Source organism: Anabaena sp. WA102, assembly GCF_001277295.1.
Taxonomy (GTDB): domain Bacteria; phylum Cyanobacteriota; class Cyanobacteriia; order Cyanobacteriales; family Nostocaceae; genus Dolichospermum; species Dolichospermum heterosporum.
Genome location: NZ_CP011456.1, coordinates 377,118 through 393,116 on the forward strand (window position 1 = coordinate 377,118; position 15,999 = coordinate 393,116).

Genomic DNA, 15,999 nt, shown 5'->3' on the forward strand with positions numbered 1-15,999 from the left:
GAACTTTGATTTTTCTATGCTGCTAAACTACCAGATCCCCGACTTCTTTAAGAAGTCGGGGATCTAATATCTTAAATGTAGCACGGCTAACCATGCGGCTGATAGTAACCCAGCAATACTCAAAGTTACGCCACTAAAAGGATTTTTAACAGCCACGTTTTCGGCAAAAGTCCAAGTAAATTGGGTGCTTTTACCGTCAACTTTAATATCATCAGGAGTAATCCCACTGGCAAAATCAGCTTAAAAAAAATAATAATAGTGAACTTTGGAGTAATTGAGTACCAAATTGCAGTAATTCCTGGGGATGTGATGAACTACCCCGTTTATTCTAGTAATAGGTGGTGGGTAATTGGTAATTGGTAATAAGTAATTATCCCCTGTCCCCTTGCATCCTGTTCTCTATTTTCTGAAATAATATTAAGATATGGCGATCGCTATTGATTTTGGCACAAGTAACACAGTTATCACTCGTTGGAATCCTGTCACTCAACAAGCAGAAACCCTGAATTTGCCTGGGTTATCAGCGCAACAATTCCTCAACCCACCACTAATACCCAGCTTGGTTTATGTAGAAAATGCCAGCACGGAGACAATTATAGCTGGACAACAGGTATGCGATCGCGGTTTAGATATAAAAACTGATCAAAGATTTTTCCGTAACTTTAAACGCGGAATCGGTGCAGATATTCAGGGTTTTTTACCAGAACTGGATGGTAAAAACATTACCTTTGAACAAGTAGGAAAATGGTTTTTAAGCCAGGTAATTGCCGAATTAGCCATCCTGGAAGGGAACATAGATTCCTTAGTTTTAACTGCACCTGTAGACAGCTTTGAAGCCTATCGTTACTGGTTAGGGAAAGTTTGTCAATCACTACCCGTCGCACAAATACGAATGTTGGATGAACCCACCGCTGCGGCTTTAGGGTATGGTTTAGCAGATCAAGGAACTCTCTTGGTTGTTGACTTTGGTGGAGGAACATTAGATTTGTCTTTGGTAAGCTTAGATCAGGGGAAACAGGCTAAAACCAAACCTTTAGGATTTCTCCTTAAATGGGGTGATAAAACTCTAGGTGAAGATTCTAAACAAAAGCCTAAAACAGCCCGTGTATTAGCTAAAGCAGGGCAAAATCTCGGCGGAACTGATATTGATAATTGGATAGTAGATTATTTTGCAAAAACCCAGGGATTACCAGTTAGTTCTCTCACCGCACGACTCGCAGAACGAGTGAAAATTCAGTTATCTACCCATGATCAAGCTAGTGAAGTTTATTTTAATGATCAAACTTTTGAAAGTTATGAAATGGATCTTGATCGTTACACCTTTGAAAATATTTTGAAAGAAAACGGATTTTTCGATAAGCTGCATGATTCAATGATGACATTACTACAGCAAGCGCGACGCTATGGCATAGAAATTGATGATATTAATGCAGTATTATTAGTTGGTGGAACTGTACAATTACCAGTGGTGCAGACATGGATAGAACAATATTTTGAACCAGAAAAAATCCGTCGTCGTCTGCCTTTTGAAGCGATCGCACATGGTGCATTACAAATCACCCAAGGCATAGAAATCAAAGACTACCTTTATCATAGCTATGGTGTGCGTTATTGGGATCGCCGTAATCAACGTCATAGTTGGCATCCTATCATTAAAACCGGACAACCTTACCCGATGACTCAACCCGTAGAATTAGTTTTAGGTGCTTCCGTAGACAATCAACCCAGCATTGAGTTAATTATCGGGGAATTAGGTGCAGAAAAAGGTGCGACAGAGATATACTTTGATGGCGATCGCCTAATTACTCGTCAGCTTGATACTCGTGTAACTACCGTTAAACCCCTTAATGATAGTGTAAATGCCAGTAAAATCGCCAAACTCAAACCTCCAGGATTTCCCGGCAGAGATCGCATTAAAATCTATTTTCAAGTAGATGAACAAAGGTTTTTAAGAATTACAGTTGAAGACCTATTAACCAACAACACCTTGGTAGAAAATCAACTTGTGGCGCAATTAAGTTGATTATAGCGGTTTTTTTCCATTGCTATGCAATATAGAGTGAAAATTACACGCTTCTGCAAGATTAATGAGTAAAATTTACGATAACTCATTTTTAGTCAGCTTTTTAGATACCCAGCTAATAATACCACTAAGTAACGCACCGCCCATCAATATACCAATAGCGGGGTTAAATACTGGTATCCACAGTTGGTGCCACAAATCTAATCCCAGGTTAATTCCAGAAGCATCACCGATCACGGCTATCACAAGCCACCCAAAACCAAAAATTACTAGGAAAACATCAGCAACTAATATGAAATTAAGCCAGTTTAATAATTTGTCTTTCATTTTGATTAGTTAGTTGTCAGTTGTCAGTTGTCAGTTGTCCATTGTCCGTTGTCCGTTGTCCGTTGTCCGTTGTCCGTTGTCCGTTGTCCGTTGTCATCAGTAAAATTCCGCTCCCCCTACTCCCCCTACTCCCCCTACTCCCCCTACTCCCTATTCTTCAAATAACCATTTTTTAACTTTGGCTAAATTTTTCCAATCAGGTTTTCTGGTTAAACCATCTTCAATGCTATTTTTGACTTCTTCTTGCCATTCTTCATTGACAAATATCAATTGTTGTGCTACGTCAATGTGTTCCCGCAAACCTTTTTGACCTGTTTCTAGCATAGCTAAGGCTAGATTAATTCTGCCTTGTGGGTCTTGGGGATTGAGTTTCACGGCTTTATTAGCAGCGTTAAAAGCTAATTTACCTTTGTTATCAAGAAGATATAACCAAGCTAAACAAATCCAGGCTGAACTGGCTTTAGGAGAGCGATCGCATACCTCTTTAAATACAGGAATCAAGGATTCTACAGATTCTCCAGCTTTATAACGTTCTAAACCTGTATCAAACAGGGAATCAATTGTATTAGTCATTTGTCAGTTGTCAGTTGTTAGTTGTCAATTGTAAATCAGGGGTTTTCGCGTCAAGCTTAATAATTTATGGGAAAGATTGCTTCTCTATATTCCTGGTGCAAACAAATATTCTAACTTCTAACTCAGTGAATCCTCACAATATTATCAGAAATCAGGCTTAAACCCCCGGAATTGACACCTAAAAATCCCAAAAGTTTTTAGGTGTTAATGTCTTTTAAGCCGGGGATGTACGCGAAGCGTTCCCGAAGGGTAAGCCGTGTGAGGGATAAATCTCCCAGCGACTTATGATGTTATAGTATTTTTAACAGGAAAGGTAATCAACCTGTATAAAAACCTAACTGCCCAACGGTAATCTGTACCTTGAGAATTAAATCTATGCGGTTCTACTGCATTGTTCACGTTTTCTCCCTAGCAGTAGGTAAAAGATTTATACAGAGCGTGACGAATCAGAATTTTGAAACAGGAAAGTTTCAAGTTAAACAGGACTTGCAGCAATGCAACTACGGTCGGGCAGACCGAAAGTTAACGCTTGGGGAGAGTCCCATCTCTGAGGTAGATAACGCAAGGAGTCTAGTTTAAGTGGTCTCGTTGAACCAAGAATCCCCGTGTCTTTAGACAGGGGAGTGTCAAACGCCGAAAGACTTACCGCAACCACAAGTTTGGGCAGCATTGGGGTTAGTGAATTGGAAACCACCACCAATCATGGCATCACTATAATCCAGCATTAAGCCGTAAAGGTAAAGTAGACTTTTGCGATCGCTAATAATTTTGAAGCCATCATAATCGAAAACCTCATCATCAGGGGTAATCTTGCTGACATCCTCAAAATCCATCATGTAAGACATTCCCGAACAACCACCTTGTCTAACTCCCACCCGCAAGCATAAATCTTGCCCTTGCTTATCTTGAAGAGACTTCACCTGACGCAATGCCGATTCAGATAACAGAATTCCCCGTTGTTGAGTTTGAGTTGCTTGGGTCATAAATTTTTAACTCCTGAACTAGTTTTATCAATATTCCAGTAGGCATTCTTGTACCTCTGGGTTGCTATGAATGTTTTTGTATTTATTTTAGCGACATTACGACGGCAAAAAAGCATAAGAAGATGGGAAGATGGAAAGATAGGAGAAAATTTTAGAATAATCCCCTCTCTATCAAGTGTTGTTCCTTTGTCAGCAACCTCAGATTTTTATCCTAGAATTGAGGGGTTAGGTGTGTTGAAAGATTAACCATTCCCGAAATTCCCATTCTCAATCGCTTTGTTTTGATTCACTTACTCTATGACAAGTTTTAATCGCTCTACCAGTCGCCGGTTGCAGAAATTAACCCAGATTCCTTCTGTATGGGAGGGCGATCGCCGTCCACTGTCATCACCACACACCCCATTTACAGATCCAGATACCAAAGGAGACTGCATTCTTTGGGTAGATGCCTCAGAAGGCATTGTTAGAGGCATAGACATGATAGATCCCGCCCTGGGTCCAGAAGCCATTGTGCGTACCCTCATGCGGGCAATAGAACATCCCCAAAGCCCAGCCAAACCCGGTAGACCACAAAGAATAGTTGTGCGCGATCGGGAAATTCAATTTTACCTGCGCGGAGTCTTACAGGATTTAGACATTGCCATTGACTACGTACCGGAATTACCCATAATTGACGAGCTATTTCGCTCTTTTGCCGAAGTCATTGATAGCCAAACTCCCGACTTACCACCCAAATACGCGAAACTCCTCCATGATAAAGCCTTAGAAGTCTGGCAAACTGCCCCTTGGAGATTTCTAGAAGAACAGCAAATTTTATCCATAGAAATCAATCAATGGGATGTAGAAAAACTTTATGCCTCCGTCATGGGAATGTTGGGCATTGAATATGGCATTTTGTTTTATCGTTCGGAAGATTCCCTCAAACGGTTTCGGGCTGCTGTTTTAGCTGACGAAGATGAACTAAATCAAGATTTAGAAGAAGCCTTCCTCAAACAAGATTGCCTATTTCTCACATTTGACTCCCTGCATGACAACGAAGATGATGATCCGGGTAATTTGGCACAAATGCCCCTGTCCGAAATTCAACCCACCTTCGGCAATATTCACCCCCTAGAAGGGTTACGTTCCGTTTTGTATGAAGAAGAAGCACTACTCAGTTTTGTTGCCGTAGAAAGTTTATTGCGGTTTCTCCGTGACCACCATCGGCAATTATACGACGAAGATTTTCTTACCCTGAGCCAACGTTATCGAATTTCTCTACCAGAACCCGGCAACAATCGCAAATCCTTAACTGTCACTGTCTCTACCATGCCAGAGTTGACAGCAGAACTAGAGGAAATGGCTGGTTTTGATTTAGATGACGAAGATGAAGACGACGAAGATGATTCCATATTTGAAGCATTAAGAGACGACTTAATCCCAGAAGATGCTTTCATGAGTTTGGGTGTCTTACCCTGGGAAACATTAGATTACCTGCGTCAAGCACCTAATTACCAAGCAGCAGGGGAATTTGAACAAGTCGGTGATGGTTTACCTGTGATTGTCATTCAAACCTCCCGTCCCAAAGCTAAAGGGATTATTGAAAATATTCAAGCCGCTGGAGGATTAAACGCCATCTGCTTTCACACCGTCACAGATCCAGTAGATGATGATCTATACGACTTAGGTTTATTGCAAACGCATAACAGTGAATTATTTTTGTTTGGGCAATTTTTAGATGACGACCCAGTGCATATAGAAGCCAAGCGAAAATGGCATCAGCGGTGTCAAAATACTCAAGGATATTGTGGGTTAATTATTGCCAAAGGATTGACTGGAACTTCTCGTGGTAATCCCCAGTTAAGAGATATGATGGCTTTATTAGAAGCTCATGTACTTTCCTCGGAAGAATTAGGCTTGGAAACGGTTGACTAAATAAATAGATATACCTAGAATTTATAAATTAAATTACAGGATATCTATAACAATCCAATTTTGTTTTTGTAAGATTGTCCTGATCTATTTTCTTCCCTGTTCCCTATTTACACATTGATAGGTCGAATCAATGGCAATCAGGCTCAAATTACCAGGAATTTCCAGTATTCAAGCAAGGTTATCGCCAAATTTATTTGGGTAAGTAGTTGACAAACTGAAAATTTTAAATAAGATTAGTGTTTTTGTTACATTTTTAATTCAGACTAACTTTCATAGTCTCATTTTTGTTTTGAGTGACCAGACTCTCTAAATCAAGTTAATATACAGCAAAGTGCATGATAATGACAAACAAGAAATGGGCGGTTAAACGCATAACAGTGAATCTAGCTACACAAGAAGCGGAAAAACTAGAAAAATATTGTCAACAGACAGGTAGACCAGCAACAGATGTGATTCGAGAACTGATTAGAAGTCTCCCTCAAGGGGAAGATGTGACAGGAGGGTGATAGACGACAGGGAGTAGGGAGTTGGGGGAGTGGGGGGAGTGGGGGGAGTAGGGGAGTAGGGGGAGTAGGGGAGTTGGGGAGTTGGGGAGTTGGGGAGTTGGGGAGAGGAATTTTACTGATGACAACTGACAACTGACTAATGACAACTGACTAATTCAGTTACAATTTGTAAAGAAACTGAACAAGGAAGAGGGAATGCGCGTTGCAATTGTGGGTGCGGGATTAGCAGGGTTAGCAACTGCTGTAGATTTAGTAGATGCTGGCTGTGAAGTAGAAATTTTCGAGTCTCGTCCGTTTGTGGGGGGTAAAGTTAGCAGTTGGGTAGATGGTGACGGCAACCATATTGAAATGGGGCTGCACGTCTTTTTTGGCTGCTACTACAATTTGTTTGAGTTGATGGAGAAAGTGGGGGCTGGTGATAATTTACGCTTGAAGGAACATAGTCATACTTTTATCAATAAAGGTGGACAAACTGGGGCATTAGATTTTCGCTTTTTCACGGGTGCGCCTTTTAATGGATTAAAGGCGTTTTTTACCACTTCTCAACTTTCGTTACGGGATAAATTCCAAAATGCGATCGCCCTGGGGACTAGCCCAATAGTTCAAGGTTTGGTAGACTTTGATGGGGCAATGAAAACTATTCGCAAATTAGATAAAATCAGTTTTTCCGACTGGTTCTACAGTCACGGAGGCAGTAAAGGCAGCATCAAACGTCTCTGGAATCCTATTGCTTACGCCTTGGGATTTATAGATTGTGATCATATTTCCGCCCGGTGTATGTTGACAATTTTCCAGTTTTTTGCTGTTCGAACAGAAGCTTCAATTCTGCGAATGCTCGAAGGTTCACCTCATGAATATTTACACAAACCTATTGTTAAGTATTTAGAAGAAAGAGGCACAAAAATATACACCCGTCGTCAAGTCAGAGAAATTCAATTTGCTGAGTCTGGAGAACAAACCCAAGTTACAGGGATATTAGTTGCCCAAGGTGATACAGAAGAAGTGATCACTGCTGACGCTTATCTATGTGCTTGTGATGTTCCGGGAATTCAACGAGTTTTACCCCAACCTTGGCGGAAATGGCCAGAATTTGATAACATTTATAAGCTAGATGCTGTCCCCGTCGCTACAGTACAGCTACGTTTTGATGGTTGGGTGACAGAACTACAAGATGAGGAAAAACGGGGTAAAGGCGGAGTGACACCACCCTTACAGGCAGCAGGTATAGATAACTTATTGTATACCGCTGATGCTGATTTTTCCTGTTTTGCTGATTTGGCTTTAACTAGTCCCGCCGATTATTATCGTCCTGGAGAGGGTTCATTGTTACAACTGGTATTGACACCGGGAGATCCTTTCATTAAACAAAGTAATGAAGCGATCGCTAATCACGTCCTCAAACAAGTGCATGAACTATTTCCCTCTTCAAGAGACTTAAACATGACTTGGTACAGTGTCGTCAAACTAGCTCAGTCTTTGTACAGAGAAGCACCAGGAATGGATGTCTATCGTCCTGATCAAAAAACACCTGTTCCTAACTTTTTCCTAGCTGGAAGTTACACACAACAAGATTATATTGACAGTATGGAAGGAGCAACAGTTTCTGGAAAACGTGCGGCTAAAGTAATCCTTGAAAGTGGGAAGAAATAGGGGTAGGGAGTAGGGGGAGTAGGGGGAGTAGGGGGAGTAGGGGAGTAGGGGGAGTAGGGGGAGTAGGGGGAGTAGGGGGAGTAGGGGGAGTAGGGAGAGCAGGGAACAGTTTAATCACCCAATGACCAATTACCAATTACCAATGACCAATGACCAATTACCAATTACCAATTACCAATTACCAATTACCAATTACCAATTACCAATTACCAATTACCAATTACCAATTACCAATTACCAATTACCAATTACCAATGACCAATGACCAATGACCAATTACCAATTACCAATGACCAATGACCAATTACCAATTACCAATTACCAATTACCAATTACCAATTACCAATTACCAATTACCAATGACCAATTACCCATTACCAATCTAAAATCTAAAATCTAAAATCCTATGAGTGAATTGTTAGAACACAGCGTCCAAGTAGAAGTAGAAATTCCCATAGAACTAGCATGGGAATTGTGGTCTGACTTAGAGCAAATGCCTAAATGGATGAAATGGATTGATTCGGTGACAATTTCTCCAGATAACCCAGAAATTTCCCTGTGGAAACTAAGTACAGGAGGGTTAGAATTTGCTTGGAAATCCCGAATTACTAAAATGATTCCTAATCAAATTATTCAATGGGAATCGGTTGATGGTTTACCAAATCAAGGGGCTATTCGGTTTTATGATCGTCATGAGATGAGTGTTGTGAAAATGACAGTTTCCTATGCTATTCCTGGATTAATTGGTAAACTTATGGATAACTTATTTTTAGGAAAAGTGGTAGAATCCACAATCCAGGCAGATTTGGAAAGGTTTAAAGAATATGCCTTGAATGTGAAAACCAATTAAGTGTAAAATTGAACGTCAAAAAAATTCATTCTCCCATTACTCTCTGCGCCTCTGCGCCTCTGCGTGAAACAAATTCTTAATCAGTTCATCCCATTTGACTCCTGCTAAACTAGGCAAAACCACATCAGCATCCCCTACCCTCTCCTCTGGTCCCAAGCCTACTACCCACATATTTGCTGCTTTAGCGGCTGTAATACCTACGGCTGCATCTTCAAAAACCACACATTCATCTGGGGGAATTCCTAACTGGTTGGCGGCATTAAGAAATAAATCTGGTGCTGGTTTGGCAGCTTGGACAGTATCACCATCAGTAACAACATCTACCCTATCACCAATTCCCAATTTTTCAATCACCATGCGGGCATTTTTACTAGCAGAACCAATGGCGATTTTGATCCCAGCTTCATGCAATTCAGCCAACAAAGCCACAGCCCCCGGTAATAAATCTGCGGGTGTAATATTATGAATTAGTTCTACATAATAATTATTTTTCCGAGCCATCATTTCCTGAATTTGCACTTCTGAATATTCTCTATTACCAATAATCAACATCAGAGAAGCGTGACGAGATACACCCCGCAAGGATTCATTAATTTCTCGATTAAAAAATAAACCTTCCTCATTAGCTAACTTTTGCCAAGCTTGGTAATGATATTCTGCGGTATCAGTCAACACGCCATCTAAATCAAAAATCACGCCCCGGATGTTAGTTTTTCCTGCCTTTGGTAATTCCTGACGCAAATCAAACTCGTGCCATTTACCATGCCACTGTAACTTAAATTTCAGCCTTGTCCAAGTTGGGGGTAAGTGAGGATGGGCGACTGGGACATTTTCCCGAAATTGAATACCACCGAAACCGAATACTACAGCTTGCCAAATGCCTCCAGCACTAGCGCCATGTATCCCATCTTGGGTATTTCCGCGTTTATCTTCTAAATCTACCATTGCCGCTTGCATAAAGCATTCGTAAGCCTCCTGTGATTTGCCCAAATCTGCGGCTAAAATGGCGTGAATGGCAGGTCCCAAGGAAGAACCATAACTAATATCTGTGCGGGGAGCGTAATAGTCCCAATTTATCTGTAATGCTGACTGATTGTAGGGAAAATCACCAGATTCTCGCATCAAATACAGAAGCATTAATACATCTGGTTGTTTAATTACTTGTCCTTGATTGGTTTTTTCCATCCCCAAAATAGTTTGGATGGATTTTTCTCGCGGTTCACAAGCGGCTAAGTTAATATCATCTAGTTGAAAAAATCCCTCACATTGCTCAATTAGTAAGGTTTCTGGGTTGTGAATAATGAGAATTTTAGCGATCATTCCTCGCCAATGTGTGAGGACTTCGGAGGTGATTTGTAATTTTTGCTCAAGTTTTATAGCTACTTCTGGGAAAGTGGAATGCAACCAATTATAGATGAATAAAGATTTTTCTAAATGCCATTGAACCATCCGATTTGTAAAACAATTGTTATGGACTGATTCGTGATATTCGTCTGCACCAATAACTCCACGAATTTCATAACATTCTAATTGGGGATTAAATTCAACTCGACTACTCCAGAAAATGGCGGTATCTAAAATAATTTCCGCACCATAATCTCGCATCCACTCATTATCTTCTGTCACTTGCCAATAATACCAAATGGCGTAAGCAATATCCGCACTAATATGAATTTCTCGATCACGACACCATATACGGATATCCTCGGCATAAAAGTCACTTCGTAGTGACCAGCGCGGTGTGGCTTCATCTCCAGTTACCGCACTTTCCCAAGCAAACATCGCCCCCTGATACCCATAATGGGCGGCTTTACGTCGCGCTCCTGGTAAAGTATGATAACGGTAACTGAGTAAATTACGGGCTAAATTTGGTTGGGTAAAGGTAAAAAATGGCAGAATAAAAATCTCTGTATCCCAAAAGATATGACCGTGATAACCAAAGCCGGATAGGGTTTTTGCTGGTATACTAACTTGATGATTATTTCTAGGTGCAGCAATTAGTAACTGAAACAGATTGTAACGCACTGCAAAAGCCGCTGTAATATCCCCTTCAATAATAATATCACTTTGTTGCCAAACTGTGTCCCAGGCTTGGGCATTGGCATCAATTAAGGTTATGTAATCTGGTAAACTTACGAGTTTTTCTTTAGCGGCTGCAACTGGTTCTGCAACTTCATTAGATGTGAAAATACTCACAATCTTTACTATAGTAATCGTCTGTTGAAATTGACTTATCACCGTTGCATTCAGGCTAGGATAACCAGGAGTGGTATTAATTTGGAAGTCTGTGTTATTTCCCGAAATATTTATTTTTGCCGCTATACCGAAATCTATGCGGCTATTACGAGTGCGACTATGCAACCAGAATCCTTGTGTAGTTTTACCTTGATCTAATCCTTCCCAGTGATTGAATCCTTGATTTTCTGAATAGCTGTTTACACTTGCTTGAATTTCAATTAAACCATCAAAATTTACTGGTGTTAGTTGGCAACTTTGTCCTACTATATGTTGATCAGCTAAACTAGCAAAGCGTTCAAAATGGATATCTATAACTTTGCCATTGGGACTACACCAACGTAAGCAACGACTGAGAATGCCATGATGTAAGTCTAGTTTACGGTGATATTTTAAGGTTTTACCTTGATCAAGGCGAAAGCGTTCTCCCTCAATTATAACTGTTAATGGTAGCCAATCTGGACAGTTAACGAGTTCGGTGTAAACTACGGGAACATCATCGTAAACACCGTTAATAAATGTCGCTGATAATGCACGGGGATAGCCTTCTTCAAATGTTCCTCTTGTGCCTAAATAGCCATTACCTATGGTGAAAATGGTTTCTCGGCTGTGCAAATATTCGGGATTAAACTGGGTTTCAGTTAATACCCAGTCTGTATAGCTAAGGTTACGAAACTGGTCTTTTTTATCCATGATTTTGGATTAGTTATTTTTGTTTTTTTATATTTAAAATTTACGTAGGTTGGGTTGAGGCACGAAACCCAACAAACTCCTGTAAATTAAACCCAACAAACTCCTGTAAATTAAATCCAACAAACTCCTGTAAATTAAATCCAACAAACTTCTGTAAATGTTGGGTTTCACTTCGTTCTACCCAACCTACAATTTTTATTTTTGCTGATGAATGTGTTCTGATAAAATATTGTCGGCGATAGGTTTATAAAGGAGATGAAATAAACTTTCCATGTAACGATCTCTAGCTTCGTTATCTTCGGGATAAACGAAGTTCCAAAAACTAAACATTTTGGCTAATAACAACAGTTGATTTGTGTGGGAATTCCAGTTATATTTATGGCGAATGCGCTCAATCATCCATTGAGAATTTTCTAGCCAATATTCTGGATAATTATGGCATTTTTCTAAGAAATTAGTAATTGTTTTGGCTGTTCCTTCTAGGTCTGTGGGATTGAGATTAAATCCTTTATTGTGATTTTCAATAATTTCTAATGAACCACCAAATTGAGTTGTAAAAGTTGGTAATCCAGAAATCATTGCTTCTAAAACACTTCTGCTAAAGGATTCATAAAGGGCAAAGTGAATATAAATTCCTTGAAAATCGGCAATTACACGATAGGTTTCCGCGATATCGCTTAAAGGAAGACGCATTCCTAACCAGCGAATTTTATGGTGAAGATGATATTGATGAATAATCGCGTGAATTTTTTCTATTTCTTGAACTTCTTCTGGGTTTGTTCCTGAATCTGGATGCAGTTTACTGGTTAATAAAATTAGGTTACATTGTTCTTGTAATTCTTGACTTTTACCGAAACATTCAATTAAACCTGTGAGATTTTTGATTGAGGTAATAGGACTAACAGAAAATATCGGTTTTTTATGAGGATGTTCTAATTTACCGAGAATTTGTGGGTGTTCTGTCTGAAAAATCAGATTTTGGATATGTTGACGACGGTGGGATTCTCTATTGGTTGTTTCGTTGTAGGGAAAAAATATATTTTCACTAACTCCTGGGGGAACCATGTTGAATTTAGGACTAAATAAATCAATGCCATCAATTACATGATATAAGTTGGGCATGGTGAAACATTTATAAGATTCATATTGTCCCATTGTATCTGGTGTACCGACAATCTCCTGATAGGACGATGTGATGATAAAGTCTGCGGCATTCATGCTGATTAAATCAGCGGTAAATTGGGCAGAAAAATGATATTGTGATTCTAAATCTTGCCAATATAAGTTACTAAATAGAAACTTAGGTTTCTCTAGGGAATGGGCAATATTACATTGGGTAACTTTCATTTTTCGGGAGAGAATAAAAGCGACTAAGTTACCATCACTGTAATTACCAATAATTAGATTTGGCTTGCCTTGAAATTGTTTTAAAAGTTCTGTTTCGGCAGCCAGAGCAAATTTTTCTAAGTAAGGCCAAATTTCAAATTTAGAAATCCAGTTGTTGGTAATTTCTGGTTGAGATTCTACAAAAGGAACGCGCAAAATCCAAGCATTTTCTGTACCATCAACTTTTTCTAATGGTAAGTTACAAAATGTGCCTTCGCAATTGGGAATCAGTCGGGTTAATATAATGATATGGGGTTTAATTCCTAATGTATCTAAACCTGCAAGTTCAATTTCTGCTCGCATTTTGTTTTCTAAACTGCGGGCTTGTTCTAAAACATAAATAACCTGTCCTAATGTTTCATCTCTTCCTAAAACATCTTCTTGTGCAACCCAACCATGGATGGAAATGAGGACGACGCGGAAAACTGCACAAATGCGAGAAACAAAGGTTTCTAAAATAGCAGCTTCGGGATTATCCATGAGTTTTTCGAGAAGTTCTAAGGTTTCTCTAACTCTGGCTGCATTGTTACCCCAACCTGGTTCTAAGCCGAGTGATTGGAGATGAAAACCAAATTTTATGTATGGTGTATCGGGGGATAAATGACTAACAAATTCTAAAGCTAGTTTGATTTGTTTGGTTAGTTGTAATCCTGAATGAATGTGATTACTAATTAATAGGCTGATGCCATTATATTCTAATCTTTGTAGTGATTGAAATAATGCGTCAATCCAATATTCAGGATCTGTCAATGATTGATTACAAAAATAATGATTGAGAACGGTTAAACCTTGTCCGATATTTCGAGAATCACTAATTTTTGGTGCTGCTGGGTAAAAGGGATGAAGATCAATTTCTAAAATGTGGGGTTGGTAACGGTTGACTAAGCGATCGCTCACATCTAATAATGCTTTGGGTGTCATTAAGTCAAACTTGGTCAAATCAGCGGTTAATAACCATACTTCTTGACTCGCAATTTTTGGTCTAAGGACAAACCAAGTATTTTCACTATCCAGAATTATTTCATGGGTGTACTGAATAAATGTTCCTAGTGAGGAAGAGTGATAAAAATAAGCAGGTTTTTGGAATTGGTGACAATAATCTGCAAAGGCTTGTAAAATCTCGTTTCTTAGAAAGTAACGTTTATGATTATTACCCAATCCTAAGATAAACTCACCTAAAGCATTTTTTTCATCACTGTTAACAATAGTTTGCGCTAATTTATACATTTTATATTACCAAACTCTAGCGAAAGTCAGAATTATTGATATGCTGTGCCAAGTTAATCGTAAATAAGTTACTCAATCATTTACTTCTAACTAAAGGATGAACCCTAAAATCATCTTATAGATAGAGAAATATCTATTCGCTACAGCATAGTTCTGAAGTATATTAATTACCATTTTGTAAATCTTACTTGTGACACTTCTTTAAGAGTCCATTAAAATAAGAATTAAATATTACATATACAAATATTACTCAATTCAGCAAAACATGAATACTCATATCCTCAACGAATTTTGTAGGTTGAGTATGTCGTGATGAGGTGTAACTAATCTAGCCAAAAAATTGAAAATGAATTTGTGACCTTATGCCAGATTTAATTTTGTAAATATCCCTTGTGCCACTATTTGAATAGTCATACACGCTAAATCAATTTTGATTTAATGCTTTGTAAACACTGCTTGTGACAGTATTCAGATAGTCATGCAACACTGAAGTACATTTTACCTACAGTTTTGTAAATACCCCTTGTGACAGTATTTAAATAGTCATTTAATTCGTAATTTGTAACCGATATTTTCTGTAGTATTTATATAAACAAAGTGCCAATTTGGCTCACTAGTTACGGGAAACATAGTATTCTGCATATAATAGTGTCACAAGGAGTATTTACAAAACCATAGACAGGAAATATCTCAATGTTGTATGACTATTTAAATAGTGTCATAATACGAATATCTGTATTTCCTATTTTTTACCAAATAACCAACCTGGGCATACAATGCTAGAAATTTACCTGTATTTTTACTAACACAAGGGTAATGTGTTCAGTGATTTTTTCAATTTATACACTCAAAAATTACAGGATTTAATCTATTTAGATTACAAATTGCCAATGAGATATCACTAATTGAATGGATAGCACTGCTCACTAAACCTCACAGAAAATTAATAAAATTCTCCTATAACCACAAATAACATTGATATTTAATCGGTAAGTTATCGCTATACTCGAATTTAGATATCGAAGTTATTCACCAAGAGAATTAAATCCTGTGCATATCATCTGTATATATTGCTGTGATTGCCCAAATATCCCCTTGATTTCTCCCTATTATTCGGAATTTAGGAGATCAAAAGTCAGGACTTAAAAGGCTTGTCAAATCAGGAGTAGAACTCCTAAACTTGACTATAAAAGTCTGATTAGTTTGGACTAAAAAGATTGTCTGTTCTGAATATTTACGAATTATTAACTTTCAATCCTACAAGATTAGATCAGGGTTAGTTATGAACTATCAAGCTTCTTCTGCTCAGAACGATTTTCATAGTGCCATCACTCCCGAACAGTTCAATCATATCATTGAAGCTATTGCTGATGGACGGTATTCTTGGGCTTGTGTGCTGATTTTACGTTGTATTGATTACAATCCAATTCACTATATCCCTCAACGGACTTACAGCCGATTAATTAAAGAAAACCGTCAAGGTTCTGGAACAGCTAGTAAACCAAAAGCAGATATTTGAGTCTTTTGTGAATAGTCATATTTACAAAGATTCATGTCAATTACTAAGAGGATGTTTGAAAAGTATCAGAATTAATCGAGATCCCCCCAACCCCCCTTACAAAGGGGGGCTAA

The 15,999-nt window shown here is 38.7% G+C and carries 14 protein-coding genes; 9 read left to right on the plus strand and 5 right to left on the minus strand.

Annotation, left to right across the window (positions count from 1 at the left end; translation table 11 throughout):
- The first annotated feature begins 424 nt into the window (after positions 1–424).
- Positions 425–2,023, plus strand: a complete 1,599-nt coding sequence (locus AA650_RS01505) for an Hsp70 family protein (protein WP_053537690.1) — start codon at positions 425–427, stop codon at positions 2,021–2,023.
- Between the two features lie 75 nt (positions 2,024–2,098).
- On the opposite strand, the gene AA650_RS01510 is transcribed toward AA650_RS01505, so the two are convergent.
- The 3 genes from AA650_RS01510 to AA650_RS01520 form a co-directional block, all read right to left on the minus strand.
- Positions 2,099–2,350: a hypothetical protein gene (locus tag AA650_RS01510; protein ID WP_027403629.1), complete on the minus strand. Its 252-nt coding sequence runs from the start codon at positions 2,348–2,350 to the stop codon at positions 2,099–2,101.
- Positions 2,351–2,500: 150 nt separating this feature from the next.
- Entirely contained in the window at positions 2,501–2,923 is a 423-nt protein-coding gene (locus tag AA650_RS01515; protein ID WP_027403630.1) for a tetratricopeptide repeat protein, read from the minus strand.
- 626 nt (positions 2,924–3,549) lie between these two features.
- Positions 3,550–3,906, minus strand: coding sequence for an iron-sulfur cluster assembly accessory protein (locus AA650_RS01520; RefSeq protein ID WP_027403631.1), 357 nt, complete (start codon positions 3,904–3,906; stop codon positions 3,550–3,552).
- Positions 3,907–3,972: 66 nt separating this feature from the next.
- Here AA650_RS01520 and AA650_RS27470 point away from each other — a divergent pair, with 66 nt between their 5' ends.
- The 7 genes from AA650_RS27470 to AA650_RS01540 all read left to right on the plus strand — a co-directional run bounded on the left by AA650_RS27470 (position 3,973) and on the right by AA650_RS01540 (position 8,826).
- The gene (locus AA650_RS27470; protein ID WP_168466657.1) at positions 3,973–4,152 is read left to right on the plus strand and encodes a hypothetical protein; all 180 of its coding nucleotides are present in this window, start codon (positions 3,973–3,975) and stop codon (positions 4,150–4,152) included.
- A gap of 51 nt (positions 4,153–4,203) precedes the next feature.
- Positions 4,204–5,820, plus strand: a complete 1,617-nt coding sequence (locus AA650_RS01525; protein ID WP_053537691.1) for a DUF6930 domain-containing protein — start codon at positions 4,204–4,206, stop codon at positions 5,818–5,820.
- Between the two features lie 335 nt (positions 5,821–6,155).
- Complete coding sequence (locus AA650_RS01530; protein WP_190384048.1) at positions 6,156–6,326, plus strand: CopG family transcriptional regulator; 171 nt, start codon at positions 6,156–6,158, stop codon at positions 6,324–6,326.
- A gap of 195 nt (positions 6,327–6,521) precedes the next feature.
- Positions 6,522–7,976 carry a 9,9'-di-cis-zeta-carotene desaturase gene (gene zds, locus AA650_RS01535; RefSeq protein WP_053537693.1) on the plus strand — a complete coding sequence of 485 codons (1,455 nt, stop codon included), beginning with the start codon at positions 6,522–6,524 and terminating at the stop codon, positions 7,974–7,976.
- A 149-nt stretch (positions 7,977–8,125) separates the two neighbouring features.
- Positions 8,126–8,248, plus strand: a complete 123-nt coding sequence (locus AA650_RS29245; protein WP_148766923.1) for an alpha/beta hydrolase — start codon at positions 8,126–8,128, stop codon at positions 8,246–8,248.
- Positions 8,245–8,376: an alpha/beta hydrolase gene (locus AA650_RS27475; protein WP_199924361.1), complete on the plus strand. Its 132-nt coding sequence runs from the start codon at positions 8,245–8,247 to the stop codon at positions 8,374–8,376. Before AA650_RS29245 ends, AA650_RS27475 begins: the two co-directional genes overlap by 4 nt.
- Before the next feature lie 6 nt (positions 8,377–8,382).
- Positions 8,383–8,826 (plus strand): SRPBCC family protein, encoded by a 444-nt coding sequence (locus AA650_RS01540; protein WP_039201249.1) that lies wholly within the window; start codon positions 8,383–8,385, stop codon positions 8,824–8,826.
- A gap of 36 nt (positions 8,827–8,862) precedes the next feature.
- Here AA650_RS01540 and pgmB read toward each other — a convergent pair whose 3' ends face one another.
- Together pgmB and AA650_RS01550 are read right to left on the minus strand one after the other, a co-directional pair.
- Positions 8,863–11,754, minus strand: a complete 2,892-nt coding sequence (pgmB, locus tag AA650_RS01545) for a beta-phosphoglucomutase (RefSeq protein ID WP_053537694.1) — start codon at positions 11,752–11,754, stop codon at positions 8,863–8,865.
- Between the two features lie 195 nt (positions 11,755–11,949).
- Positions 11,950–14,367: a sucrose synthase gene (locus tag AA650_RS01550; protein WP_053537695.1), complete on the minus strand. Its 2,418-nt coding sequence runs from the start codon at positions 14,365–14,367 to the stop codon at positions 11,950–11,952.
- A gap of 1,282 nt (positions 14,368–15,649) precedes the next feature.
- Here AA650_RS01550 and AA650_RS01555 point away from each other — a divergent pair.
- Complete coding sequence (locus tag AA650_RS01555; RefSeq protein ID WP_039200363.1) at positions 15,650–15,886, plus strand: HetP family heterocyst commitment protein; 237 nt, start codon at positions 15,650–15,652, stop codon at positions 15,884–15,886.
- The last annotated feature ends 113 nt before the right edge of the window (positions 15,887–15,999 follow it).

Bases quoted from the DNA above. Each gene is read 5' to 3' on its own strand.
- AA650_RS01505 (WP_053537690.1), top strand. From the start codon at position 425: ATGGCGATCGCTATTGATTTTGGCACAAGTAACACAGTTATCACTCGT.
- AA650_RS01510 (WP_027403629.1), bottom strand. From the start codon at position 2,350: ATGAAAGACAAATTATTAAACTGGCTTAATTTCATATTAGTTGCTGAT.
- AA650_RS01515 (WP_027403630.1), bottom strand. From the start codon at position 2,923: ATGACTAATACAATTGATTCCCTGTTTGATACAGGTTTAGAACGTTAT.
- AA650_RS01520 (WP_027403631.1), bottom strand. From the start codon at position 3,906: ATGACCCAAGCAACTCAAACTCAACAACGGGGAATTCTGTTATCTGAA.
- AA650_RS27470 (WP_168466657.1), top strand. From the start codon at position 3,973: ATGAATGTTTTTGTATTTATTTTAGCGACATTACGACGGCAAAAAAGC.
- AA650_RS01525 (WP_053537691.1), top strand. From the start codon at position 4,204: ATGACAAGTTTTAATCGCTCTACCAGTCGCCGGTTGCAGAAATTAACC.
- AA650_RS01530 (WP_190384048.1), top strand. From the start codon at position 6,156: ATGATAATGACAAACAAGAAATGGGCGGTTAAACGCATAACAGTGAAT.
- zds (WP_053537693.1), top strand. From the start codon at position 6,522: ATGCGCGTTGCAATTGTGGGTGCGGGATTAGCAGGGTTAGCAACTGCT.
- AA650_RS29245 (WP_148766923.1), top strand. From the start codon at position 8,126: ATGACCAATTACCAATTACCAATTACCAATTACCAATTACCAATTACC.
- AA650_RS27475 (WP_199924361.1), top strand. From the start codon at position 8,245: ATGACCAATTACCAATTACCAATGACCAATGACCAATTACCAATTACC.
- AA650_RS01540 (WP_039201249.1), top strand. From the start codon at position 8,383: ATGAGTGAATTGTTAGAACACAGCGTCCAAGTAGAAGTAGAAATTCCC.
- pgmB (WP_053537694.1), bottom strand. From the start codon at position 11,754: ATGGATAAAAAAGACCAGTTTCGTAACCTTAGCTATACAGACTGGGTA.
- AA650_RS01550 (WP_053537695.1), bottom strand. From the start codon at position 14,367: ATGTATAAATTAGCGCAAACTATTGTTAACAGTGATGAAAAAAATGCT.
- AA650_RS01555 (WP_039200363.1), top strand. From the start codon at position 15,650: ATGAACTATCAAGCTTCTTCTGCTCAGAACGATTTTCATAGTGCCATC.